Below are 24,006 nucleotides of genomic sequence, written 5' to 3' on the forward strand. Positions count from 1 at the left end.
GTGGACGATGCACAAGTGCCTGGTGCGTCGTGGCCGTGGTGGTCACCACCGTCCAATGGGGAGGGTGGGCGCTGCACGTTCGCGACCTACGGGGACGTCGATATCGGCGACTGCCCGACCAAGAAGCTGTGGGCGACCGGCGAGACCGACGTCCTCCGCTACTAGACAGCGAGCAGCGCGCTGACCTCACGACCGGCCAGCCGCGACCGTCCACCCAGAGCCGCGATCTCCAGCACCACCGACACCCCGGTCACGATGCCGCCCGCACGCTCGACAAGCGTGCAAGCGGCCTCAGCCGTACCACCGGTGGCGAGCACGTCATCGACCACGACGACCCGCTGCCCGGGCACGATCGCATCGGCGGGCAGCTCCAGCGAGGCCGACCCGTACTCCAGGTCGTACGACACGGAGTCGGCGACGACGGGAAGCTTGCCCGGCTTGCGCAAAGGCACGACGCCGTACCGCCAGCCGTAGCCCAGAGCAGCACCCAGGAGGAAGCCGCGCGACTCGATGGCGGCGATCACCTGGGTGCTGTCGTCGATCTTGTCCTGCAGTGCGTCGACCACGGCGCGCAGGGCGTCCGGGTCGGCGAGAACCGGCGTGAGGTCCCGGAAGACGACCCCCGGCTGGGGGAAGTCCGGGACCTCACGCATCAGTCCCAGAGCACGTTCCAACTTCAACGCTGACGCTTTCCGGTCGGGCGGCCACGGCGGGCGTCGGACGCCTTCGCCGTGCGGGTGGGCACCGAGGCGGCAGCGGCGTACGCGGCCTCCTGGCGCAGGTCCGCGGCCAGTGCGTCCTCGTCCACCGACTCGATGCCCTCGGCGACCTGGGGACCGGCGGCCTTGGCGCGGCGGGCGGCCACGCGCTTGGCCTGCGCGATGTACTTCGGGTCGCGCATCTTCAGGTCGACCAGCACCGGGGTGGCGATGAAGATCGACGACAGGGCGCCGATGAACATACCCACGAGCTGCACGAGCGCCAGGTCCTGCAGCGTGCCGACGCCCAGGATGCCGACGCCGACGACCAGCAGGCCGATGACCGGCAGCAGCGCGATCAGCGAGGTGTTGATCGAGCGCATCAGCGTCTGGTTCAGCGCCAGGTTCGCGGCCTCGGCGTAGGTGCGGCGGGTCAGGCCCAGCAGGCCTCGGGTGTTCTCCTTGACCTTGTCGAACACGACGACCGTGTCGTACAGGGAGAAGCCGAGGATGGTGAGCAGACCGATCACCGTCGCCGGCGTCACCTCGAACCCGATGAGCGAGTAGATGCCCGCGGTGATGATGACGTCGTGGAACACGGCGACGAGCGCGCCGACGGCCATTCGCCATTCGAAGTAGAACGCCAGGAACAGCGTCACCACGATGAAGAACCAGACCAGCGCCCACAACGCCTTGCCGCTGATCTCACCACCCCACGAGGCGGAGACGGCGCTGTCGGAGATCGCTCCCTGGCCGCCCTTCGGGTTGGTGGCCTGCGCGAGGCCCGCCTTCAGGGTCGCGACCTCACCGATGTTCAACGCGGGCGACTTGATCTGGATCGACGCGCTGGCGCCGGTGCCGACGGCCTGCACGGCGTTCGGCTTCTTGCCGGGCAGGGCCTTGGCGAACGCGTCCTCGACGGCACCGGTCGTGATGGCCTGGTCGGTCTGGGAGACCGACGGCATCGAGATCTTCGTGCCGCCCTTGAAGTCGATGCCCAGGTTGAAGCCGTTGAACACCATCGAGCCGATGCACACCAGCAGGATGATGCTCGACGTGATGTACCAGCGGATGCGCTTGCCGACGATGTCGAAAGCGCCGTTGCCCACATAGAGGCGCGTGAACACGTTGCCCATGTCAGGCCTCCTTCACGGCAGCGGTCTTGCCGGAGCCGGCGCGGTGAGCCGCACCCTCGCGCGCGGCGCCGCCCAGGCCGGACAGGTTCGGGTTGGACAGGAACTTGGACTTGGACGCCATCGCGACCAGCGGGTGCGTCACGAGGAACACGACCACGAGGTCGAGGACCGTCGACATGCCCAGGGTGAACGCGAAGCCCTTCACCTGGCCGACCGCGATCACGTACAGCACCGCGGCGGCGATGAAGCTGACCGCGTCGGCGCTCAGGATCGTGCGGCGGGAGCGAACCCACGCGCGCGGCACGGCCGAGCGGAACGTTCGACCTTCACGCACTTCGTCTTTCAGTCGTTCGAAGAAGACGATGAACGAGTCGGCGGTGATACCGATGGCGACGATGAAACCGGCGATGCCGGCGAGGTCGAGCGTGAACCCGATCCAGCGGCCCAGCAGCACCAGCACGCCGTAGACGATCACGCCGGACAGGCCCAGCGACAGGATCGTCATGAAGCCGAGCAGGCGGTAGTAGAACATGCAGTAGACGAACACCAGCGCGAGGCCGATGCCGCCGGCGATCAGACCCGCCTTGAGCGACTGCAGGCCGAGCGTCGGGGAGATCGTCTGCGCCTCGGACGAGTCGAAGGACAGCGGCAGCGCGCCGTACTTCAGCGTGTTCGCGAGGTTCTGCGCCTCCTTCAGCGTGAACTTGCCGCTGATCTCGGTGGAGCCGCCCTCGATGGCCGACTGGATGGTCGGCGCGGACATGACCTCGCCGTCGAGCACGACCGCGACGGCCTGCTGGACGTTGGCGGAGGTGAACTTGGCCCACTTGGAGCCGCCCTCGGACTTGAAGTCGAGGTTGACGACGTAGCCGGTGCCGTTCGGGTTGCTGTTGGCCGCGGCGTTGTTGATGTCCTCACCGGTGAGGCGGGAGTACATGCTGAAGTCGTCCGGCTTGGCCGTGGTGTCGCCGGCCGCCGGGTTCACCGGGGCGAGGATGTACTTGAACTCGCCCTTCTCGTCACAGGTGACGAGCGGCTTGTCCAGGTCGTCGTTGCCGCGCAACGGGTCCGGCTGCGTGCAGTCGAGCATGATCGCCGCCTGCTGCAGGACCTGCTGCTCGGTGCTCTGGCGCAGCGCCTTCGCTTCCTGGATCTCCTTCGCGACCTTCGGGTCGATGTTGGCCGGCGCGGACGGCGTGCTCGGCTGCGTGCTGCTCGAAGGAGCGGGGCTCGACGGAGCGGGGCTCGACGGCTGCGCCTGCAGGTTCGGCGCGGGGCGGCCGTTGGCGTTGCTCGACGGCGGGCTCGCGGTCTGGCTCTGGGACGGCGGCGTGCTCGCGTTGCTCGACGGCGGGGTGCTCGACGACGGCGCCTCGGTGTTCGGGGCGGCGCCTGCCGGGATCGGCTGGCCCATGACCTTGCGGAACGCGAGGCGAGCGGTCTGGCCGAGGCCCTTCGCGCCTTCGCTGTCCGCGCCGGGCACGGTGATCGTCAGGTTGGTGCCGTCGCGCACGACCTCGGCACCCGAGACACCGAGACCGTTGACGCGGACCTCGATGAGGTCGCGTGCGCGGTTCAGCGCTTCGTCGCTGGGCTGGGCCCCGTCTTCCTGACGCGCGGTCAGCGTGACGATGGTGCCGCCCTGGAGGTCGATACCGAGCTTGGGTTTGGCCGAACCGTTCCCGGTGAAGAACACCAGGGCGTAAAGAGCGACCACGATGAGGACAAAACTCGCCAAGTACTTCGCAGGGCGAATTTGCCCGGCCGGAGGTGCCACGATCCGTCCGTCTCCTAGTAGCGATGGTTTCCGAGCGCGCAGCGTAACGCGCGCCGCGTGAGCTGCGCGTCACTACCTGGAGTTGGCGGATTTCACAGTTGCCAACTCCAGGAGTGCGAGCTTATGCAGTTACTTCTTGGCGTTGTGGTCCAGGGGCTCGGCGACCTGTGCGGTGGTGGCAGCCGGCTCCTCGTCCTCAGCGTCGTCCTTCGCGACGACCTCGCTGACCTCCGCCGCCTTCTCGTCGACCTTCTCGCGAATGGCCGCACGCAGCCAGCGCGTGACGACACCCTCGGAGATCTCGATGTCGATGGTGAGGTCGTGGCTGGCGTCGGCAACGGTGCCGTACAGGCCGGACGTCGTCATCACCTTGTCGCCGGGAGCGAGCGAGTCCTGAAGGTTCTTCTGCTCGGCCATCGCCCGCTTCTGCTTGCGCGCGCTGAGGAACAGCGGCACGGCCAGCAGAACCAGCAGCAGCGGGAACATCAAAGACGAAAGGTTGCCCATCATTCTCCGATCAAGTGGACATGCCTCGACGCACGTCCGATATGTCCAGGTGCTTTCACCGATTGTGCCAGGTCACCACAGTTGATCACCGGCGGGCGGCTCCAGCCCCAGGTGGTACCACGCGGCAGGCGTCGCCACTCGGCCGCGCGGTGTCCGGGCCAGCATGCCAGCCCGCACCAAATACGGTTCGCACACCTCTTCCACGGTGGTCGGCTCCTCACCGACAGCGACCGCGAGTGTGGACACTCCGACGGGACCGCCGTTGAAACTCTTGACCAGCGCGTGCAGCACCGCCCGGTCGAGCCGGTCCAGGCCGAGCTGGTCGACGTCGTAGACCTCCAGGGCCTGCTTCGCGATCTCCTCGGTGACCCTGCCGTCCGCCCTGACCTCGGCGAAGTCACGAACTCGGCGCAGCAGCCGGTTCGCGATGCGGGGCGTTCCCCTTGAGCGGCCGGCGATCTCCTTCGCGCCGTCGTCGTGGAGGTCGACGCCGAGGATCTTGGCGCTGCGCTTCACGATGAGGTCGAGGTCGTCGGCGCTGTAGAACTCCATGTGACCGGTGAAACCGAACCGGTCGCGCAGCGGGCCAGTGAGCGCACCGGACCTCGTCGTGGCTCCCACCAGCGTAAATGGCGCGATGTCGAGCGGGATGCTGGTCGCTCCCGGCCCCTTGCCGACCATGACGTCGACGCGGAAGTCCTCCATGGCGAGGTACAGCATCTCCTCGGCCGGGCGGGCCATGCGGTGGATCTCGTCGATGAACAGGACATCGCCCTCGACCAGGTTCGACAGCATCGACGCGAGGTCGCCGGCCCGTTCCAGCGCCGGGCCGCTGGTGATGCGGATGGCGCTGTTCAACTCCTTCGCGATGATCATGGCCAGCGACGTCTTGCCCAGGCCGGGAGGGCCGCTGAGCAGGACGTGGTCCGGGGCCGTGCCGCGGCGCATCGCGCCGTGCAGAACGAGTTCGAGCTGCTCCCGGACCCGGTGCTGCCCCACGAACTCGTGCAGGTCAGCCGGCCTGAGCGAGGTCTCGAGGTCGCGCTCGGCAGGAACGGCGTAGGGGCTGAGCTCGTCCTCGGTCACTTGCGCCCCAGGGTCGCGAGGGCCCGGCGGAGGACCGCGGCCGTGGACTGGTCCGGGTTGTCCGCGAGGACGTTGTCGACGGTCGTCTCCGCCGCTTTCGCCGGGAACCCGAGGCCGAGAAGCGCTTCGACGACGTGGTCACGCGTCTGGCTGTGCGCGGGCGTCGTGGGCGTCGGGAGGGCGCCGACCTTGTCGCGGAGCTCGATGATGAGGCGTTCCGCGCCCTTCTTGCCGATGCCCGGCACCTGCGTGAGGACCGTGATGTTGCCTTCGGCCAGCGCGTGCCGCAGCTTGTCCGGTTCGAGGACGGCGAGGGTGGCCAGCGCGATGCGCGGGCCGATGCCGCTGACCGTCTGCAGCAGGCTGAACAGCTCGCGGGCCTCGGCGTCGGCGAACCCGAAGAGCGTGAGGCTGTCCTCGCGGACGATCAGCGTGGTCGCGAGGCTGGCCTCCTCGCCGCGGCGCAGGGTGGCGAGCGTGCTCGGCGTCATCTGGACAGCGAACCCGACGCCGCCCACCTCGACGACGGCGTGGTCGAGGCCGACGTGCTGCACCTGGCCGCGCAGTGACGAGATCACCTGGTTCCTCCGAACTTCACTTGCTGGACCTTAGTTCGCACGCTTCGCGGCTTCGGCGAGACGGGCCTTGTGCACGCGGGCGAGCTCGGCCGCCTTGGCCTGCGCTTCTTCGATCCGCGACCGCATCGGCGCGCGCCAGTGGTGGCAGATCGCCAGCGCCAGCGCGTCCGCCGCGTCCGCCGGCTTGGGCGCCACCTTCAACCCGAGCAGCTTGGTCACCATCAGGGTCACCTGCGCCTTGTCCGCCCGCCCCGACCCCGTGACCGCGGCCTTCACCTCGGACGGCGTGTGGAACTCGACCGGCAGGTTCCGCTGCGCCGCGGCCAGCGCCACCACGCCCGAAGCCTGCGCGACCCCCATCGCGGTGCGGACGTTGTGCTGCGCGAAGACCCGTTCGATCGCCACGACGTTCGGCTCGTACTTGTCGAGCCACTCACACACGCCGACGTACAGCTCGTGCAACCGCACAGCAAGAGGAGCGTCGACGGGCGTGCGCAGGACATCGACCGCAACGGCGCGAACGACCCGGCCCGGACCGCCGTCGACCACGCCGAAGCCGCACCTGGTCAGACCGGGGTCGACCCCGAACACCCGCACGACAGCCCAACTCCCCGCGTTTCATCAAACGAACAACCGTTCGAACCATATCCGGTGCACGGAAGGGCGACTCGCATCGACACGGTTCGACAAGTCCACGTCGGCATTACTACGGTGGTCGGGTTTCGATCACGGGAGTTGCGGTGAAGCGGTTCTGGCTCGTTGTGGGGTGCGTCGGCGCCTTCATGGCGATCACCATCCTCACCGCGCTCGCTTTGCCGCGTGAGATCGGCCTCGCGATCGACAAAGTCACGCAGCTCGTGTTCGCCATCGCGGCGTTGATCGCCTACGCGCGAGCGCGCAACCGTTGGATGACGGCGGCGATGACCTCGCTGACCGTCGCGTTGTCCGCGTGGATCTGGGGACAGCAGATCCTGGGCGTGCAACTGCCGACGACGACGATCGCGCCGCTCGGGTTCACGCTCGTACCGGTCCTCTGCCTGGCCGCGGTGATCGTCAAGGCCCAGACCCGCCGCGCGGACGACCTGCTGCCGAACTACCGCAGCCGCGCCGTGGTCGTGCTCGACGGGTTGATCGTGATCGCGTCGCTGTTCGTGCTGACGTGGGTGTCGGCGCTGGAGTCGCTGACCCGCGCGTGGGCGACCGAAGGACCCGGTTTCGCCACCGTCGTCGCACATCCCGCCGCGTACCTCGTGCTGCTCGTGGCGATCGTCGTGATGTCGTGGACGCATCAGTCCGTGCGTCAGTGGCCGATGTTGTTCGTGGCATTGGCCGGTGTCGCGCAGTCGTCGTCGGGCTGGGTGTTCGCGTTCTACATCTCGAAGGGCATCACGGCGATCCCGGCGACCGCGGACATCGGCTTCATGCTGTGCCCGGCGTTCTTCTTCCTCAGCGCCCTGGCACCGACCCGCAACCTGGAACCGTCGTCCGGCCGCCTGCGCATGGCCGACACGCTGCACCTGCTGGTCCCGTACCTGCCGCTGGCGATCACCGGCCTGTTCGTCGGCTGGAACACCGCGACCGGCGGCCGCCTGAACCCGGTCGAGATCTACGTCGGCCTCGCCGTCGTGTGTGCCGTGATCGTGCGTCAGCTGCTGACGATGATGGACAACATCCGTCTGATGGACCAGCTCCGGATCTCTCGCGAAGAACTACGGCACGAGGCGACGCACGACCCGTTGACCGGCGTCGCGAACCGCTCTCTGTTCCGCGACCGGCTCGATCGCGCTCTCGCGGTGCGCGACCGCGCGCGTCCGTTGGTCCTGCTGTTCATCGACGTGGACGGCTTCAAGGCCGTCAACGACAACCACGGCCACGCCGAGGGCGACATGGTTCTGCGCAACGTCGCTTTCCGCCTGGAGAACTCCGTCCGGCCCGAGGACACCGTCGCGCGGCTGGGCGGCGACGAGTTCGGCGTGCTGGTCGACGGCGGCGACGCCGAGGAGATCGGCGAACGGTTGTTGAAGGCTCTCGCGCACCCGCACGAGGTGCACGGCCGTGTGCACCACGTGCACGCCAGCATCGGTGTGGCCCAACGGATTTCTTACGACCCCACGGTGTCGGCCGACGACGTGCTCGGCGCCGCCGACGCCGCGATGTACACGGCGAAACGGCTCGGCAAGGGCATGGTCGTCGTGCACGGTTCCCCGCTCCCGGAGATGACGTGACCCCAGAGCAGTTGATTTCCTCTTTGGACATGCAGGAGCTTCCCGTCGAGGGCGGCTACTTCGCGCAGACGCACCGCTCTGCCGACGCCTCGGCCATCGCGTACCTGCTGCGCTCACCGGACTTCTCGGGCATGCACGTGTTGAAGCACCTGGAGATCTACAACTTCCACGCCGGTTCGCCGCTGCAGATGCTGCTGCTCTTCCCGGACGGTTCGGTTTCCACGCCTGTTTTGAGCGCTACCAATCCTCAGGTCGTAGTGCCTGCGGACGTGTGGCAGGGCAGCTCTCCTGCGGGTGACTGGTCGTTGGTCGGCACGGTGGTGGTGCCGCCGTACACCGACGACATCGTCACGTTCGGGCACGCCGACGACCTGTGCGCGCGTTATCCCTCTCACGCCTCGCTCATCAAGCCTCTGTGCCGCTTCTAGGATCTTGCGCATGGCGATCGTCCCGCTCAACGGCATCGAGCTGAACGTCCAGACCGAGGGCTCCGGCGATCTCGTCGTGCTGGTCATGGGCACCGGCAGCCCAGGCCGCGTCTGGCGCACCTACCAGGTCCCGGCCCTGGTCCGCGCGGGCTACCGGGTCGCCTACTTCGACAACCGCGGCATCAAGCCGTCGTCCGAGTGCGCGTCCGGCTTCACGATGGACGACATGGTGGCCGACACCGCCGCCCTGATCTCGCACCTGGGCGGCCCGGCCCACGTGATCGGCACGTCGCTGGGCGCCCGCATCACCCAGGAACTGGCTCTGGCCCACCCGTCGCTGGTCCGCTCCGCCGTGATGATGGCGACCACCGGCCGCCCCGATCCCGTCCAGCTGGCCTGGTCACGCGGACTTCGAGACCTGCACCTGAAGGGGATCGAGCTGCCGTCCTCGTTCCACGCCGCCGCCAACGTGTCCCGCAACCTGTCACCCGCGACGTTGGCCGACCCGGCCGCGGCCCGCGACTGGCTGCAGATGTACGAGTTCGCCGGCTCCGCGGTGGGGGCCGGCGAACGCGCACAGCTCGAACTCAGCGACTTCACGCCGCGGATCGAGGCCTACCGCGGGATCTCCGTCCGGTCACTGGTGATCGGGTTCGCCGACGACCTGGTGCTGCCCGCGCGGTTGTCGCGGGAGGTGGCGGAGGCGATCCCCGGTGCCCGGTACGTCGAGGTCGCCGACTGCGGGCACATCGGGTACCTGGAGCGGCCGGACGAGATCAACCGGCTGCTCGTCGACTTCATCGGTCGAGCCTGAACTCGTCCGTCGTCTCCCCCTTGACCAGCAGGTCCACGTAACCGCTGAGCACGTACGTGCCGAACGGCGTGCGAGCGGCAGTCGTCGGCGCGGTCTTCCAGTCGCGCTGGGACTTCACCTTCCACGTGCGGGTGTCCAGCACGGTCACGGCGTTCTTGCCGGGCGCGCTGAGCGAGTTCGTCACCACCACGAGCCCATCACGAGTCAGCGTCAGCCCGTCCGCACCGGGCAGCTCGGGCGCGGGCAGCTCCTCGACGTGGCCACGCGTGACCTTGAACAGCGTGCCGTTCGTGTAGTGCCCGGTGACGAGGAATCCCCTGGGATCCCACACGATCCCGTTGTTGCCGAACGACGCCCCACCGAGCCGTGAATCCGTCGCGAACGCCGTCACTGCACCACTGCGGTCGACCTTCCAGATCGTGTCACCGAGAGTGCCGGTGACGTAGGCGTTCCCGGCCGGGTCGACCGCGATGTCGTTGGCACCGTTGGGAATGTCGACGAACTTCAGAGGCCGCCCGCTCCGCAGGTCGAAGATCCCGAGCCCGGACTGCCCAGGCACCGACCGCTCACCGAACCCGATGTCCCCGTAAGCGACGAGCAACCGCCCGCGGTCCACCTGCAGACCGAACGTCGACACCATCCGCGTACCCGCGACCAACGGCCGGACCCGCCCGTCCACACCCACGAGCGACACCGTCCCGTGCCGCAGCGAGCTGACCAGGAACTGCCCGCGGCTCGGATCCCACTGCACGCCCTCGGGGTGCAGCGACGGCGACGACGCCACGACCGACCGGGGCGCAGCCGATGCCGTACCCGCGACCAGCAACAACGCCGCCAGAACAGCAAGCGCGACGCGCATGACTTCCTCCAGTTAGAGCTCTGATAGCTATCAGAGGTCTGATAACTATAAATACTCTTACCACACACCTACGATGAGCGGATGCGCAGCGGTGATCGGATCGGCGGCGACATCAAGCGCGCCGAGCAGGAGCTGATGGCCGCGAAGTCGGCGGCGGTGAAGCCGGCGGGCCTGACCGTGCCGCAGTACGCGGCGCTGCTGGCGCTGAGCGAGCACCCCGGCGCACCCGCGGCGGAGCTGGCGCGGTTGTGCCTGGTGACGCCGCAGACGATGACGACGATCCTGCAGAACCTGGTCGCGCTGGAGCTCGTCGAGCGCACGCCGCATCAGTGGCAGCGCAACGTTCTGGAGAACCGCCTGACCGAGGCCGGTCAGGCGAAGTTCCGCGAGGCCGACAAGGGCGCGGTCGCGGTGGAGCAGAAGCTCGCCGATGCGTTCACCGCAGAGGAGCGCGCACAGCTGCGCGCGCTCCTGCAGCGATGCTCGGACGTCCTCGGCCAGGCCTGAACTCTTACGGGGTCCTTACTGGACGCGCGAGTACCCCGCAGACGGCGCAACCTGTGTGACACGAGTCACATAGGAGGCGAAACCATGACAGACCTCGACAGCCTGCGCGCCGTCTTCTCCGGAACCCTGCTCACCCCGCAGGACCAGGCATACGAAGAGGCGCGAGCCATCTTCAACAGCGCCATCGAGACCAGACCCGCGGTGATCGCGCAGTGCGACAACACCGCTGACGTGCAAGAAGCACTCGGATTCGCCCAAAGAGCCGGCCTACCGGTCGCAGTGCGCAGCGGCGGCCACAGCGTCGCGGGCGCGAGCCTCGTGCAGGACGGGATCACGCTCGACCTGCGCCGGATGAACGCGGTCTCGATCTCACCGGACGGGCGCAGCGCCGTGGTGGGCGGCGGCGCCACGTGGGGTGCGTTCGACCGGGCCGCACAACAAGCAGGTGTCGCCACCACCGGAGGCAGGGTCTCGACGACGGGCGTCGGCGGGCTGACGCTCGGAGGCGGATCCGGCTGGATCGAGCGAAAGTGCGGGCTGGCCTGCGACAACCTGCTCGCCGTCGACCTCGTGCTCGCCGACGGCAGAACGGTGACCGCGAGCGAGACCGAGCACCCCGACCTGTTCTGGGCGTTGCACGGTGGCGGCGGCAACTTCGGGGTGGCGACGTCGTTCACGTTCCGGCTGCACCCGCTGCCGGAGTTCTCCATCGCACTGATGCTGTGGCCGGCCGACCAGGGCGAGGCCGCGGTCCTCGCCTACCGCGACTTCGCCGACACCGCACCGGAAGAGGCCGGCGGCGGCGCCATCTACCTGACCGGGCCACCGGAGGAGTTCGTGCCACCAGAACTCGTCGGCAAGCTCTGCTGCGGCGTGCTGGTCACCCTCATGGGCAACGCAGCGGAACTGGAGAACCTCATCGCCCCGCTCGCGGCGCTGGAGCCGAAAGCGCTGGTGCTGACCGACATCCCCTACGCCGACTTCCAGTCCATGTTGGACGACCCGCCCGGCTTCCGGAACTACTGGTCCGCCGAGTACCTGCGGTCGCTGCCGGACGAGGCCGTCCGAGCGTTCTGCGCCGCCGCCGACCGGATGATCACGCCGTCCCCCTCCCAGCACGGCATGATCCCGTGGGGAGGCGCGGTCGCCCGCAACGCCGCCGACTGGCCGATGGCGAACCGCGACACCCCCTGGGTAGCGCACCCGCTGGGCCTGTGGGAAGACCCGGCGGACGACGAGAAGGCCCGCGACTGGGCCCACCACCTGCGCGACGTGCTCGCACCGTGGTCCACGGGCGCGGTCTACCTCAACTTCATCGGCGACGAGGGCGCTGACCGCGTCGTCGCGGGCTACGGCAAGCAGAACTACGACCGGCTCACCGCGATCAAGGCCGAGTACGACCCCGGCAACGTCTTCAACCGCTGGCACAACATCGTGCCCAGGAAACCGGCCGTCAGCTCCTGACGAACGCCAGCGTCTCCTCGACCATCCCGGCCAGGAACCCGTCCCGGTCGAACCCGGACTCCTCACCCATCCCCGGCGGCGGCAGGTGCACGAAGCTGAAGTGCCCCGCCTTCGGCACGACCCTCAGGTCGACCTCGGCCGGAGCGCCGAGCAGCACCTCGGCCTCCACCGGCGGCACGAAGGCGTCGAGCTCACCGACGTAGGCGAGCACCGGCGCCTTCACCGAGTCCAACGCGCCAGGACCCGCGACCAGCCGGCTGCGACAGCGAACAGCACGAGACGGTCGACCCGAAGGTCTTGCGGCACAACGATTGGCCCCGCGCGCTTCCCCACCAAGATTCAAGCGACCGCAGGCAAGGCCCCGCCCTCCAGCAGCTCGCGATCTTGAACCCCTCAGCGATGGGCGGCCTGTCCGGTAGGCCTGATCAGGATCTCGTTCACGTCCACAGTGGACGGCTGCGAGACCGCGTAAAGCACCGCCCTGCCAACGTCTTCGGGCGCCAGCTTGGGATCAGCAGCCCGCGACGCCGGAATCGCGTCGGTGTCGACCAGTCCGGGCTGGACCACGGTGACCCGCACCCCGGTCCCCACCGCCTCGGCCCGGATCGCCTGCGCCAGACCGGTGATCGCCCACTTGGTCGCCGAGTAGAGGTTGCCCGGCCGGACCCCGCGCCCGGCCGCGGAACCGGTCAGCACCAGGTGCCCGCCGGACCTCATCAACGCCGGCATGGCCGCGCGGGCCGTGAACGCGGGCCCGCACACGTTCGTGACGACCATGTCGGTCCATTCCGACGGCTTGGCGCCGGCGTCCGACACGAACGACGTGTCCACCGAAACTCCGGCGTTCGCGAAAACCACGTCGATCCGGCCCCAGCGCGATTCGACGCGGGACATGAGTTCCTGCACGGAATCCCACGAGGAAACGTCACATTTGGCGTCCCACCCGCGGTCACCCACAGATTCTTCAGCCGAGCGTGAAGCGCGCACAACGCGATACCCCGCATCAGCAGCCAAAGCGGCGGTAGCTGCGCCGATGCCGCGGGAGGCGCCGGTCACCACGAAGACGTGTTCCATGATCCGGAACCCTAGTGCGGACAGCGGCGGACCACCTGCGGACCGAAACAGCGCACCAGTCAGAGAACTGTCAGTGGCGCCTGTTTTGATGTTGCGCATGACTTTGAACCGCAGGTCCGTGTTCGGGCTGGGAACCGTCGCGGCCGCGACGGCGGTGCTGGGCTCCACCGGAGCGGCAGCACAGGCACAGGAAGACGCGGAGGTCGAGATCGAACGCTCCCCGACCACCGCGGACAGGTCACGCAAGCGCGTGGCGCAGGTCTACCGCAGGCAGGTCCGCAAGGCGAAGGGCACGTGGTCGTCCCTGATCACGGTGGCCGACCTCGACGGGCAGACGAAGTCCGCTGTCGACGAGAACGCCGACGTGGTCGTGCAGGCCTACAGCGTGAACAAGGTGGCCGTCGCGGTCGCCGTGCTCGACAAGGTGGACCGCGGGCTGATCAAGCTCACGGACCAGGTCGAGGTCACCGAGGCCATCGTCATCCAGGACACCGACGGCATCTTCGCGCTCGACGGCGCGTACCCGAGCAAGGTGACGGTCGGCCACGCGCTGGCGAACCTGCTCACCGTCTCGGACAACACCGCGGTCCGTTTGTGCGGCCTGGTCGTGCCGGCGCTGGAGCTGAACCAGATCCTCCGCGACAAGGGCTTCGTGCACACGCAGGTCGTCCCGGTCGCGAACCCGAACCGGTTCTTCCTCGGCACGACGACGGCGCGCGAGATGCACACGTTGCTGCAGAAGCTGGTCGACGGTCAGCTGCTGACGGCGGCGTCGACGGCGTACCTGCTGAACATCCTGCGTGCGACCGCGAGCTTCACCGACGGCGTGCGGCTGAACCTCAGGACGAACGAGCGCCTGCGCGTCGCGACGAAGGCCGGCTGGTTCGAGGACGGCCGAAACGAGGCCGGGATCATGTTCAGCGAGGACAACCGGGCGATCCTCATCTACTCGATGTTCGCGTCCGGCACATTCGACGGTGACAAGGCCGAGAACGACGCCGACTTCAGCACCACGCACCCGGCCGTCGCGGCCCGCGCGGAGCTCGGCCGGTCCATGTTCGACGCGGTCATCAAGATCACGACCACGAAGCCGAAACATCGTGCAAAGGTTTACAGGTTCGTCAACGGCGGCTGATTCCTGAGATTTATCTGAAAACTGGACCAAAGACCTCTGGTTTTCGGATATATACATACCAACGCCGGGGTCGGTCGTCGCCGCCGTCGACGACCGGCTTCCCCGCGTTTCTCTACAGCGCCGGTTCCACAATGGAGTGGTACCGCCGCGAAACCTCCTCGATCACCTCGTCGAAGTCCGCCGCCCAGATGTCGGCGTTGAAGATCTCCACCTCGATGTCCCCGCTGTATCCCGTGGCGGCAACGTGCCTGGTCAGCCGGTCGAGGTCGATGTCGCCGTCACCCGGATAACCGCGGCCCAGCAACACGTCCGCCGGCACCGGCGTGAGCCAGTCGCACACCTGGTACGACGCGATCCGCTCGCCGGCGCGCGCGATCTGCGCGTCGAGATCCGGGTCCCACCAGACGTGAAGCGCATCGACGACGACCCCCACGGACTCGTGCTTCTCGGCGAGGTCCAGCGCCTGCGCCAACGTCGACAGCACGCCGCGGTCCGCGCAGAACACCGGGTGCATCGGCTCCAACGCCAGTGTCACGCCTGCTGATCGCGCTTCCACGGACAGCTCCGCGATGGCGTCCGCGACGCGCTGACGTGCGCCGATGAGGTCCTTGTCGCCCGCCACTCCCCCGACGACCATGACCAGCGTGTCGGTGCGCAACGCCGCCGCTTCCTCGATGGCGCGGCGGTTGTCGTCCAGCGCGGCCCGGTTGTCGACGGCCGTCAGAAATCCGCCGCGGCACAACGACGACACCCGCAGCCCGGCGTCCGCGATGAGCTTCGCCGTGCGCTCCAGGCCGTAGTCGGCGACCGGTTCGCGCCACAGTCCGATCGCTTCGATGCCGTGCCGCACACAGCCTCGAATCGCTTCGACAACGGTCGCGCGCTTGATCGTCGCCTGGTTCAGCGAGAGGCGAGCCACTGCTGCCACCGCCGTTCCGCGAAGTCCGGTTCGATCACGCCGGCGATCTCCGCGAGGCGCTTCGCCTCGGCCAGGTGCTCGACGCTGCGGGCGGTCTCCAGGCCGTCGAGCAGCAGGAACCGTTCCTGATGCCCGGCCAGCCACGCCAGGAACACCACACCGGTCTTGTAGTAGTAGGTCGGCGCGCTGAACAGGTGCCGCGACAACGGAACCGTCGGCGCCATGATCTGTCGAAATGCTTCCGCGTCGCCCTCGGCGAGTTTCTGCAGCGCCTTCGAGGCCACCGGCGCGATCGGGTCGAAGATCCCGAGCAACGCGTCGCTGTAGCCCTCCGAGTCGCCCGCGATCAGCTCCGGGTAGTTGAAGTCGTCGCCGGTGTAGCAGCGGACTCCGGCCGGAAGCCGCCGCCGCAGCCCGATCTCGTGGTCGGCGTCGAGCAGCGACACCTTCACGCCGTCGACCTTGTCCGGACGGGCAGAGATGATCTCCAGGAAGTTGTCGGTGGCCCGGTCGACCTCCGCGGCACCCCAGTAACCCTCCAGCGCCGGGTCGAACGCCGTGCCCAGCCAGTGCAGAACCACCGGCTCGCTGACGTTGTCGAGCAGCGTGCCGTAGACCTTCTCGTAGTCCTCCGGGCTCTTGGCGCACGCCGCGAGCTGCCGCGAGCACATCAGCACGGGCTGTGCGCCCGCCTCCTGCACGACGTCCAGCTGCTCCAGATACGCCTTCAGCACGTCGTCGAGCCCGACCTCGCCGGTGAGGTGATCAGTCGCGACACCGGCGCAGATCCGTCCGGCCTTCTCGGCGGCACTGCGGCGGATCAGCTCGGCGGCGGTGGGCCAGTCCAGGCCCATGCCGCGCTGCGCGGTGTCCATCGCCTCCGCGACACCCAGGCCGTGCGACCAGAGGTGGTGCCGGAACTTGAGCGTCGCGTCCCAGTCGACCGTGCGCTCGTCTTTCGCCACAACGTGTGCCGCCGCGAACACGATGCGATCACATTGATCTTGGCTAGACATCCGCGATCTCCACCCGGCGACCCTCCGAAGAGGACTTGAGACCGGCGGCCGCCAGCGCCACGCCGCGCGCCCCGGCACGGAAGTCGTGGGGGAAAGGTGTGCCCTGGTAGACGTGCCGCAGGAACTCCGCCCACTGCACCTTGAAGCCGTTGTCGAAGTCCTCGTTGTCGGGCACCTGCTGCCACTGGTCGCGGAACGGGTGCGTGACCGGCAGGTCCGGGTTCCAGACCGGCTTCGGCGTGACGGCGCGGGGCTGCACGAAGCATTCGCGCAGCCCCGCGACCGCACTCCCCTCGGTGCCGTCCACTTGGAACTCGACGAGCTCGTCGCGGCGCACCCGCGTGCACCAGGACGAGTTGATCTGGGCGATGACCCCGTTCTCGATCTCGAAGATCCCGTACGCGGCGTCGTCGGCCGTGGCTTCGTAGGCGTTGTTCTGCTCGTCCCAGCGCGTCGGGATGTGCGTGACGGCCTTCGCCGTAACCGCTTCGACGCGGCCGAAGAGATCGTGGAGCAGGTAGCTCCAGTGGCAGAACATGTCCGAGACGATGCCGCCGCCGTCCTCGGCCCGGTAGTTCCAGCTCGGGCGCTGCGCGGGCTGCCAGTCGCCCTCGAAGACCCAGTAGCCGAACTCGCCGCGCACGCTCAGGATCCGGCCGAAGAAGCCGCCGTCGATCAACCGCTTGAGCTTGCGGATGCCCGGCAGGTACAGCTTGTCGGCCACCACGCCGTGCCTGAGGCCCTTGGCGTCGGCGAGTTCAGCCAGTTGAACCGCTTCGACGACCGTCTCGCTCACCGGCTTCTCGGTGTAGACGTGCTTGCCGGCCTCGAGCGCCTTGGTGATCGACTCGACGTGCTTCGACGTGACCTGCGAGTCGAAGTAGATCTCGACGTCCGGGTCGGCGAGCGCCCCGTCGAGGTCCGTGGTCCAGCGCGCGAGGTCGTGGCGCTCGGCGATCTCCTTCAGCTTGTCGGCGTTGCGCCCGACGAGCACGGGTTCGACCTTGATCACGGTCCCGTCCGGCAACCGCACGCCCTCGTCGCGCAACGGCAGCAGGGACCGGACCAGGTGCTGGCGATAACCCATCCGCCCGGTGACGCCGTTGACCGCGACCCCGATGGTCCGAACCGCCATCGCACCTCCCTGGTAGCAGCGCTGGAAAGCGCTTTCCCGCCACGCTAATCGCGGTGCTTCACGGCCGTCAACCTCCGCGCGAGTTAGTCTCAGCGCTCACATGCACGTTGACGGAGGTGTTCGTGTCGGCCCGACAGGTGACGCTCGCCGAGGTGGCGAAGCAGGCGGGTGTCTCGCTGGCGACCGCTTCTCGCGTGCTCAACGGCAGCACGCGGCAGGTGAGCGAGGAGCTGAGCGACCGCGTCCTGCGCACCGCGGAGCAGCTCGGTTACGTACCGAACGCGTCCGCGCAGGCGCTGGCCCGGAACTCGAGCTCGCTCGTCGGGCTGGTCGTCCACGACATCACCGACCCGTACTTCTCGTGCATCGCGGCGGGTGTGACGCGGGTGGCCGAGGAGGCCGGGCTCGTGGTCGTTCTCGGCACGACCGGTCGCCGTCCCGAGCGTGAGGTGGAGCTGCTTTCGACTTTGCGCGCGCACCGGGCGCGTGCGGTCGTGCTGGCCGGATCGCGGACGACCGACCGCGCGGCGCAGTCCCGGCTGGCCGCGGAGATCGACGCGTTCACCGAGCAGGGCGGGCGGGTCGCGTGCGTGTCGCAGGCCAAGCTCGGTACCGACACGGTCGTTCCCGGTAACCGCGCGGGAGCCCGCGCGCTGGCTCGTGAGTTGGCCTCGCTCGGACACAAGAAGTTCGCCGTATTGGGTGGACCTTCGGAGTTGTTCGTTGCCCGCGACCGGCTCGCCGGGTTCAAGGCGGGCCTCGCCGACGCCGGGGTCGCGCCGCCTCTCGTGATCAACGGCGCGTTCACCCGTGACGGCGGGTACGAGGCCGCGCTGGAGCTGTTGAGCTCGAAGTCGCGCGCCACCTGTGTGTTCGCCGTGACCGACGTGATGGCGATGGGCGCCATGGCTGCGCTGCGCGAACGCGGCGTGCGGGTGCCCGAGGACATGTCCATCGCCGGGTTCGACGACATCCCGACGCTGCGCGACACCGTGCCCGCTCTGTCAACGGTGCGGCTGCCGTTGGAGGAGATGGGCGAGATCGCGGCAGGCCTCGTTCTGGACGCGGGCGGTGACGAGGCCCGCACTGTCCGCGTGGCGGGCGAGGTGGTGCTCAGGGCCTCGACTGCCCACAATTAGACTCATCTGGCTGTACACGTACTTAGTCATGAGGAGTTGAGCCGTCCCCATGGGGTCTGGCCCTGGCTGGCATATTTGCCCGGTCCCCAGCTGCTTTGGAGCGCGCAGGTGACCGGAATCGTTCTGAGCGTGCTCGGTCTGCTCGCCGTCGTGGCGCTGACCGCGGGCACCTTCATCGCGGTGGCAGCGGAGTTCTCGCTGACCGCACTGGAACGCAGCACCGTCGAACGGCACGTGGCCGAGGTCGGTGACGCGAAGGCGCGCACCATCGACCGCGCGCACCGGACGCTGTCCTTCCAGCTCTCCGGCGCCCAGCTCGCCATCACGCTGACCACGCTGATCACCGGTTACATCGCGGAGCCCGCGATCGCGTCGTTGATCGAGCCCGGCCTTTCCGCGGTGGGCGTGCCCGTGTCGGTGGCCGGCTGGTTGTCGCTCGCCCTGGCGCTGGCGATCGCCACCTCGTTGTCGATGGTGTTCGGCGAACTCGTGCCGAAGAACCTCGCGATCGCCCGCCCCCTGCAGACCGCCCGGCTGGTGGTCGGGCTCCAGGCCGGGTTCTCCACGGTCTTCCGCTGGTTGATCACCGGGATGAACGGGGCCGCGAACTGGCTGGTCCGGCGCCTGGGCGTGGAACCGGTCGAGGAGCTGGCGTCCGCCCGTTCCCCCGAGGAGCTGGGCGCGCTGGTCCGCACCTCCGCCGAACACGGAACCCTGGACCAGAGCACCGCCGTGCTGCTCGACCGCTCTCTGCGCTTCGGCGACCGCACGGCCGGCGAACTGATGACGCCGCGTGTGCACGTCGAAGCTCTACGCGCCGACGCAACCGTTCTGGACTTGGTCGCTCGCGCGCGCGAGACCGGCTTCTCGCGGTTCCCGGTGCACGACGGGTCTTTGGACGACGTGCGCGGCATCGTGCACGTGAAGCAAGCGTTCGCCGTGCCCGCTGCTCTTCGCGGGACTACTCCTCTCTCCGCTCTGACGCGCCCGGTCTATTCCGTGCCCGAGACGCTCGAGGGCGACGCGTTGCTGGACCGGCTGCGCGCCTCCGGCCTGCAGTCGGCGCTGGTCGTCGACGAGTACGGCGGCACGGCCGGGCTGGTTACGTTGGAAGACGTCGTCGAGGAGATCGTCGGCGACGTGCGCGACGAACACGACCGCGGCGAGGCACCGCCCGTCCGTTCGCTGGGCAAGGACAGCTGGCTCGTTTCCGGGCTTTTGAGGGACGACGAGGTGGCCGAGGCAACCGGCTTCCACATGCCTGAGGGCGACTACGAAACCCTGGCCGGCCTGGTTCTGGCTCGCCTGGGCCGAATTCCCGACGTCGGCGACGAGATCCGCGTCGACGGGTGGCGGGTGACCGTCATGCGAATGGACCGGCACCGCGTGGCCGAACTGCGGGTGGTGTCGTCATGAATTTCTTGATCGTCGTTTTGTTGTTGGCAGGCAACGCCTTCTTCGTCGGCGCCGAGTTCGCGGTGATCACCGCCCGCCGCGACCGCCTCGAAGCCCTGGCCGACCGCGGTTCCGCTCGCGCACGCACCGCGATCAAGGCCTCCCAGCAGCTGCCTCTCTTGATCGCCGGCGCTCAGCTGGGCATCACCCTTTGTTCTCTCGGCTTGGGCGCGATCGCCGAGCCGGCCCTGGCGTCGGTTCTTGAGGGCCCTCTGTCTGCCGTTGGCCTGCCTCTGGCCGTGGTGCACGGTGTGGCGTTCGCGGTGGCTCTGGTGATCGTGGTGGCTCTGCACACGATCTTGGGCGAGATGGTGCCGAAGAACCTGGCCATCGCAGGCCCCGAACGCGCCGCGGTGTGGCTGGTGCCGGTGCACTACGGCTTCTCGCGGATGATCGCGCCGGTGCTGGCGCTGTTCACCGCCGTGGGCCGCTGGGTGCTGCGCCGTTTCGGCGTCGAGCCGGTGGACGAGCTGGAGTCGGCCTACACGCCGGACGAGCTGGCTCTGCTGATCGGCCAGTCTCGTTCGGAGGGGTTGCTCGAGGACTCCGAGCATCGGCGGTTGAGGCAGACGTTGTCCTCCGCCGAGCGCACGGTGGCTGATGTTGTCGTGCCTTTGGATCGGCTCACCACGGTTTCCGCTTCGCCGACCGTCGGCGAGATGGAGGCTGCGGTTGCGGCCACCGGGTTCTCGCGCTTCCCGGTGCTGGCCGAGTCCGGGTTGATCGGGTACCTGCACGTGAAGGACGTGCTGGACCTGGAGGGCGCTTCGACCCTGGTGCCTCGCTCTCGGGTGCGCGGGTTGCCCGAGGTGCCGGTTGACGCACGTCTGGACGAGGCCTTGGCAGCTTTGCGTCGCGCGCAGTCACACCTCGCGCGCGCGGTCGGGGCTGACGGGGCCGTGCGCGGTGTCGTGGCGTTGGAGGACCTGTTGGAGGAGTACGTCGGCACGGTGCGCGACGGCACCCACGTCCGCTGGGTCTAGCTGACCGCGGTGCGGATCTCCAGCATGAGGCAGCCGGTTTCAGTCCGGTATGGACCGTGCGGCATTCCGGGTCGGCGGCTGGCGAAGTAGCCGGCCCGGAAGGTGTGGCCGAGGGTCAGGTCGGTGAGCTCGCCCTCCAGCAGGTAGACCTCCTCGTGGTAGTCGTGGCGGATCACGCCTGAGGTTTCGAGACCCGGTTGCCAGCGCGCGATTCTGGTCAGGGTCGAGGTTTCAGGGTCGCGGCTCAGGACGCGCTCGGTGACGCCAGGATCGGCCGGGCGCCAGTCGAGTGCGTCCACGGGGAAGAACTCGTGTTCCTCGCGCATTCACAGCCTCCGGTTCGCCAGCACGGGCAGCAGCGCGCGGGCTTCCTCCACCAGCGGAACGTCCACATCGGACAGCAGCATGCCCGGTGCGCCGTCCAGCCGCGAGCGCACGGTGCCGAGCGGGTCGACGACCGCGCTGCGGCCGATTCCCGTTGGGGCGGAACCGTAGTCGGCATCAGGGTCGGCCTGGCCGCACGCCAGCACCCAGGAGGTGGCGTCGAGAGCTCGGGCGCGGACCAACAGATCCCACTGGTCGGCTTTGCCGGGGCCGGCACCCCAGGAAGCGCCGAGCAGGATGACCGGGGCGGTGTCGGCCAGAACCCGGAACAGTTCGGGGAAGCGGACGTCGTAGCAGGTGGCCAGGCCGAAGGTGGTGCCGTCCACTTCGAAGGTCACTGGCTTGTCGCCTGGGGTCACGTTGTCGGACTCGTGGAAGCCGAACGCGTCGAACAGGTGGATCTTGTTGTAGCCCAGGTGTAGGCCGTTGCCGGTGACGAGAGTGGTGTTGCAGACACGGCCGTTGTCGCCTGGCGTGAACATGCCGGCCACTACGACGACGCCATGAGAGTCGGCGATCCCCTGCACCGCCGTGGCCCACGGGCCGTCCAGCGGTTCGGCTATCGGGGTGAGTGGCACGCCGAAACGGCACTGCGTTGCCTCGGGGAAGTGCACAATGCGGGCACCTTGCGCGGCTGCGGCTGCGACCTGGGTGCGCAGAGTGGCGAGGTTTTCTGCGGGATCAGCTGTGGAGCTGATCTGGCTGAGCGCGATGCGCATGATCCTCCTCTGGTATACATGTTGTATGCAGGCTGCAGACAGCTTGTCCGGCAGGGAAAAGGCTTACGAGTTCCTCAAGGACACGATTCTCGCCGACCCCGAGATGCAGGGGCGGTTCATCAGCGAGCAGGACGTCGCCAACCAGATCGGTGTGTCGCGCACGCCGATTCGTGAGGCGTTGCTGCTGCTTGCGGCTGAGGACCTTGTGCAGCTCGTGCCGAAGAAGGGTGCGTACGTCGCGCCGTTGTCGTCGCGGCAGATCACGGAGCTGATGGAGTTGCGTGGCGTCGTTGAGCGGTATGCCGCGGAAAAGACGATGACCGAGGGCACGGTTCCGTTCCGGAAGATGATGGAGCTGATCGAGCAGCAGCGGTGGCTGGTTGAGGATCCGCGGCAGTTCATTGACGTTGATCGGCAGTTCCACGCGCTGTTGGTTGCGGCGACGGGTAACGAGCTGTTGGCGAAGACCTACGAGGGGTTGCGCGCACGGCAGGTGCGCGCGGGCGTGGTTGCGTTGTACCGGGCGCAGAACAGGCAGCAGGCCGTGATCGACGAGCACAACGCGATCGTGGCCGCGCTTCAGTCCGGAGACGTCGGCGCGGCCACCGCGGCGATCACCGCTCACCTCGACACCACGCTGAAGGTGCTGCTCAACGGCTGAACCTCGGCCTCCTCGGGATCGCGGCCGAGACGCAGGCCGACCAACGTCACCGCGCACGCCACGCTGACGTAGATGCCGACGACGACCCATGTCTTGAACCCGGCCAGCAGCGCGGTGAACAGCAGTGGCGCCACCGCTCCGCCGATCACGCCGGCCAGCGTGTAGGCGAGCGAGCTGCCGGTGTAGCGCAGGCGTTCGGTGAACTGCTCCGCGATGAACGCCGCCTGCGGCCCGTACATGAACGCGTGGAACCCAAGTCCCACAACGACTCCGAGCACGATCAGCGGCCACGAGCGAGTGTCGATCAACGGGAAGAGCACGAACGGCCAGACCGCGCCGCACACCGCGGCGGCGGCGTAGAGGCCGCGGCGGTTGACCCGGTCGGACAGCCAGCCGGCCAGCGGCATCAGGAACAGCTGGAACCCCGAGGCGATGAGCACCGCGATGAGGCCGACGTTGCGCGGCAGCTTCAGCTGGGTCGTGAGGTAGGTAAGCACGAAGACGGTGTGCAGCGCGTACAGCACGTCCGGACCGACGCGGCACAGCACGGCGGCGATCAACGGCCGGGTCTGCGTGCGGAAGACCTCGCTGATCGGCGCGGACGGACGCTCACCGCGTTCCTCGATCGCCTTGAAGACCGGCGTCTCCTCCAGCTTCACCCGGATCCACAGGCCGAAGATCACCAGCACCGCGGACAGCAGGAACGCCACGCGCCAGCCCCACGACATGAACGCCTCGTCGGACAGCGCCACGCCGAGCAGCGCGAGCACGCCGTTCGCCATCAGGTTGCCGGCGGGCGGGCCGATCTGGGCGGCCGACGCCCAGAAGCCGCGCTGCGCCGGATTGCCGTATTCGCTGGACAACAGCACGGCGCCGCCCCACTCGCCGCCGAGCCCGACGCCTTGCGCGAACCGCAGCAGCACGAGCAGCACACCGGCAGTCGGGCCAATCGCGGAGTGCGTCGGCAACAGACCGATGAGCAACGTCGCGACACCCGTGATCAGCAACGTCGTGACCAGCACGCGTTTGCGGCCGATCTTGTCGCCGAGCCTGCCGAACAGGAACCCGCCGAGCGGCCGCGACAGGTAGCCGACGGCGTAGGTCGAGAACGCCAGCAACGTGGCGGTGAGCGGCTCGGAGCTGGGGAAGAACAACGGGCCGAGCACGACGGCTGCGGCGACGTTGTAAATCGCGAAGTCGTACCACTCCAGGGCGGTACCGGAAAGCGAGGCCACGAACGCTCGGATGAGCGCTGAACGTGGCACGTCTTGCGTTGCTGTGGCAGCGGACATGCGGTAATACTGCCT

At 68.3% G+C, this 24,006-nt stretch carries 27 protein-coding genes; 11 read left to right on the forward strand and 16 right to left on the reverse strand.

The features are described 5' to 3' along the window. Window positions 1–165 carry a hypothetical protein gene (locus LFM09_RS01910; RefSeq protein ID WP_414094453.1) on the forward strand — a complete coding sequence of 55 codons (165 nt, stop codon included), beginning with the start codon at window positions 1–3 and terminating at the stop codon, window positions 163–165. On the opposite strand, the gene LFM09_RS01915 is transcribed toward LFM09_RS01910, so the two are convergent. From LFM09_RS01915 to ruvC, 7 genes are all read right to left on the reverse strand, one after another. Then, complete coding sequence (locus tag LFM09_RS01915) at window positions 162–653, reverse strand: adenine phosphoribosyltransferase (protein ID WP_414094454.1); 492 nt, start codon at window positions 651–653, stop codon at window positions 162–164. The two genes, LFM09_RS01910 and LFM09_RS01915, sit on opposite strands and share 4 nt — an antisense overlap. A gap of 23 nt (window positions 654–676) precedes the next feature. Continuing rightward, window positions 677–1,834: a protein translocase subunit SecF gene (gene secF, locus LFM09_RS01920; RefSeq protein WP_414094455.1), complete on the reverse strand. Its 1,158-nt coding sequence runs from the start codon at window positions 1,832–1,834 to the stop codon at window positions 677–679. Window position 1,835: 1 nt separating this feature from the next. After that, window positions 1,836–3,611 carry a protein translocase subunit SecD gene (gene secD / locus LFM09_RS01925; RefSeq protein ID WP_414094456.1) on the reverse strand — a complete coding sequence of 592 codons (1,776 nt, stop codon included), beginning with the start codon at window positions 3,609–3,611 and terminating at the stop codon, window positions 1,836–1,838. A 129-nt stretch (window positions 3,612–3,740) separates the two neighbouring features. Further along, complete coding sequence (gene yajC / locus LFM09_RS01930) at window positions 3,741–4,097, reverse strand: preprotein translocase subunit YajC (protein WP_414094671.1); 357 nt, start codon at window positions 4,095–4,097, stop codon at window positions 3,741–3,743. A gap of 93 nt (window positions 4,098–4,190) precedes the next feature. Next, window positions 4,191–5,204 (reverse strand): Holliday junction branch migration DNA helicase RuvB, encoded by a 1,014-nt coding sequence (ruvB, locus tag LFM09_RS01935; protein ID WP_414094457.1) that lies wholly within the window; start codon window positions 5,202–5,204, stop codon window positions 4,191–4,193. Further along, window positions 5,201–5,782: a Holliday junction branch migration protein RuvA gene (ruvA, locus tag LFM09_RS01940; RefSeq protein WP_414094458.1), complete on the reverse strand. Its 582-nt coding sequence runs from the start codon at window positions 5,780–5,782 to the stop codon at window positions 5,201–5,203. Before ruvA ends, ruvB begins: the two co-directional genes overlap by 4 nt. 30 nt (window positions 5,783–5,812) lie before the next feature. Then, window positions 5,813–6,379: a crossover junction endodeoxyribonuclease RuvC gene (ruvC, locus tag LFM09_RS01945; protein ID WP_414094459.1), complete on the reverse strand. Its 567-nt coding sequence runs from the start codon at window positions 6,377–6,379 to the stop codon at window positions 5,813–5,815. A gap of 143 nt (window positions 6,380–6,522) precedes the next feature. On the opposite strand from ruvC, the gene LFM09_RS01950 reads away from it, so the two are divergent. The 3 genes from LFM09_RS01950 to LFM09_RS01960 are packed head-to-tail and all read left to right on the forward strand — an operon-like array spanning window position 6,523 to window position 9,249. Then, complete coding sequence (locus LFM09_RS01950) at window positions 6,523–8,007, forward strand: diguanylate cyclase domain-containing protein (RefSeq protein ID WP_414094460.1); 1,485 nt, start codon at window positions 6,523–6,525, stop codon at window positions 8,005–8,007. Beyond that, complete coding sequence (locus tag LFM09_RS01955) at window positions 8,004–8,435, forward strand: cupin domain-containing protein (protein WP_414094461.1); 432 nt, start codon at window positions 8,004–8,006, stop codon at window positions 8,433–8,435. Before LFM09_RS01950 ends, LFM09_RS01955 begins: the two co-directional genes overlap by 4 nt. A gap of 10 nt (window positions 8,436–8,445) precedes the next feature. Beyond that, window positions 8,446–9,249 (forward strand): alpha/beta fold hydrolase, encoded by an 804-nt coding sequence (locus tag LFM09_RS01960; protein ID WP_414094462.1) that lies wholly within the window; start codon window positions 8,446–8,448, stop codon window positions 9,247–9,249. Here the strand turns inward: LFM09_RS01960 and LFM09_RS01965 are convergent. After that, window positions 9,233–10,108, reverse strand: coding sequence for an SBBP repeat-containing protein (locus tag LFM09_RS01965; RefSeq protein ID WP_414094463.1), 876 nt, complete (start codon window positions 10,106–10,108; stop codon window positions 9,233–9,235). The genes LFM09_RS01960 and LFM09_RS01965 overlap by 17 nt on opposite strands. 81 nt (window positions 10,109–10,189) lie before the next feature. Here LFM09_RS01965 and LFM09_RS01970 point away from each other — a divergent pair, with 81 nt between their 5' ends. Together LFM09_RS01970 and LFM09_RS01975 are read left to right on the forward strand one after the other, a co-directional pair. Then, window positions 10,190–10,615 carry a MarR family winged helix-turn-helix transcriptional regulator gene (locus LFM09_RS01970; protein WP_414094464.1) on the forward strand — a complete coding sequence of 142 codons (426 nt, stop codon included), beginning with the start codon at window positions 10,190–10,192 and terminating at the stop codon, window positions 10,613–10,615. Between the two features lie 84 nt (window positions 10,616–10,699). After that, complete coding sequence (locus LFM09_RS01975; RefSeq protein ID WP_414094465.1) at window positions 10,700–12,079, forward strand: FAD-binding oxidoreductase; 1,380 nt, start codon at window positions 10,700–10,702, stop codon at window positions 12,077–12,079. Here LFM09_RS01975 and LFM09_RS01980 read toward each other — a convergent pair. Together LFM09_RS01980 and LFM09_RS01985 are read right to left on the reverse strand one after the other, a co-directional pair. After that, window positions 12,069–12,311 (reverse strand): hypothetical protein, encoded by a 243-nt coding sequence (locus LFM09_RS01980; RefSeq protein ID WP_414094466.1) that lies wholly within the window; start codon window positions 12,309–12,311, stop codon window positions 12,069–12,071. The two genes, LFM09_RS01975 and LFM09_RS01980, sit on opposite strands and share 11 nt — an antisense overlap. Before the next feature lie 161 nt (window positions 12,312–12,472). Then, window positions 12,473–13,156 (reverse strand): SDR family oxidoreductase, encoded by a 684-nt coding sequence (locus tag LFM09_RS01985; protein ID WP_414094672.1) that lies wholly within the window; start codon window positions 13,154–13,156, stop codon window positions 12,473–12,475. 94 nt (window positions 13,157–13,250) lie between these two features. Between LFM09_RS01985 and LFM09_RS01990 the strand changes: the two genes are divergently transcribed. Beyond that, a complete protein-coding gene (locus LFM09_RS01990) occupies window positions 13,251–14,288 on the forward strand; it encodes a serine hydrolase (protein WP_414094467.1) in 1,038 nt (345 codons plus the stop codon). 112 nt (window positions 14,289–14,400) lie between these two features. Here the strand turns inward: LFM09_RS01990 and LFM09_RS01995 are convergent, their stop codons facing one another. The 3 genes from LFM09_RS01995 to LFM09_RS02005 are packed head-to-tail and all read right to left on the reverse strand — an operon-like array spanning window position 14,401 to window position 17,358. Beyond that, entirely contained in the window at window positions 14,401–15,207 is an 807-nt protein-coding gene (locus LFM09_RS01995; protein ID WP_414094468.1) for a sugar phosphate isomerase/epimerase family protein, read from the reverse strand. Next, window positions 15,189–16,193, reverse strand: coding sequence for a dihydrodipicolinate synthase family protein (locus LFM09_RS02000; RefSeq protein WP_414094469.1), 1,005 nt, complete (start codon window positions 16,191–16,193; stop codon window positions 15,189–15,191). Before LFM09_RS02000 ends, LFM09_RS01995 begins: the two co-directional genes overlap by 19 nt. Window positions 16,194–16,215: 22 nt before the next feature. Then, window positions 16,216–17,358 (reverse strand): Gfo/Idh/MocA family protein, encoded by a 1,143-nt coding sequence (locus LFM09_RS02005; protein ID WP_414094470.1) that lies wholly within the window; start codon window positions 17,356–17,358, stop codon window positions 16,216–16,218. Window positions 17,359–17,480: 122 nt separating this feature from the next. Between LFM09_RS02005 and LFM09_RS02010 the strand changes: the two genes are divergently transcribed. From LFM09_RS02010 to LFM09_RS02020, 3 genes are all read left to right on the forward strand, one after another. Continuing rightward, window positions 17,481–18,497, forward strand: a complete 1,017-nt coding sequence (locus LFM09_RS02010; RefSeq protein WP_414094471.1) for a LacI family DNA-binding transcriptional regulator — start codon at window positions 17,481–17,483, stop codon at window positions 18,495–18,497. Window positions 18,498–18,605: 108 nt separating this feature from the next. After that, window positions 18,606–19,913 carry a hemolysin family protein gene (locus LFM09_RS02015; RefSeq protein WP_414094472.1) on the forward strand — a complete coding sequence of 436 codons (1,308 nt, stop codon included), beginning with the start codon at window positions 18,606–18,608 and terminating at the stop codon, window positions 19,911–19,913. Next, on the forward strand, window positions 19,910–20,935 hold the full coding sequence (locus LFM09_RS02020) for a hemolysin family protein (protein WP_414094473.1): 1,026 nt from the start codon (window positions 19,910–19,912) through the stop codon (window positions 20,933–20,935). Before LFM09_RS02015 ends, LFM09_RS02020 begins: the two co-directional genes overlap by 4 nt. Here the strand turns inward: LFM09_RS02020 and LFM09_RS02025 are convergent. After that, window positions 20,932–21,261: a cupin domain-containing protein gene (locus tag LFM09_RS02025; RefSeq protein WP_414094474.1), complete on the reverse strand. Its 330-nt coding sequence runs from the start codon at window positions 21,259–21,261 to the stop codon at window positions 20,932–20,934. The two genes, LFM09_RS02020 and LFM09_RS02025, sit on opposite strands and share 4 nt — an antisense overlap. Continuing rightward, window positions 21,262–22,038: a carbon-nitrogen hydrolase family protein gene (locus LFM09_RS02030; RefSeq protein WP_414094475.1), complete on the reverse strand. Its 777-nt coding sequence runs from the start codon at window positions 22,036–22,038 to the stop codon at window positions 21,262–21,264. Here LFM09_RS02030 and LFM09_RS02035 point away from each other — a divergent pair. Next, the gene (locus tag LFM09_RS02035) at window positions 22,007–22,699 is read left to right on the forward strand and encodes a GntR family transcriptional regulator (RefSeq protein ID WP_414094476.1); all 693 of its coding nucleotides are present in this window, start codon (window positions 22,007–22,009) and stop codon (window positions 22,697–22,699) included. The genes LFM09_RS02030 and LFM09_RS02035 overlap by 32 nt on opposite strands. On the opposite strand, the gene LFM09_RS02040 is transcribed toward LFM09_RS02035, so the two are convergent. Then, window positions 22,660–23,991: an MFS transporter gene (locus LFM09_RS02040; protein ID WP_414094477.1), complete on the reverse strand. Its 1,332-nt coding sequence runs from the start codon at window positions 23,989–23,991 to the stop codon at window positions 22,660–22,662. The two genes, LFM09_RS02035 and LFM09_RS02040, sit on opposite strands and share 40 nt — an antisense overlap. Between the last annotated feature and the right edge of the window lie 15 nt (window positions 23,992–24,006).

This window comes from Lentzea alba (assembly GCF_047445655.1).
Lineage (GTDB): Bacteria > Actinomycetota > Actinomycetes > Mycobacteriales > Pseudonocardiaceae > Lentzea > Lentzea alba_A.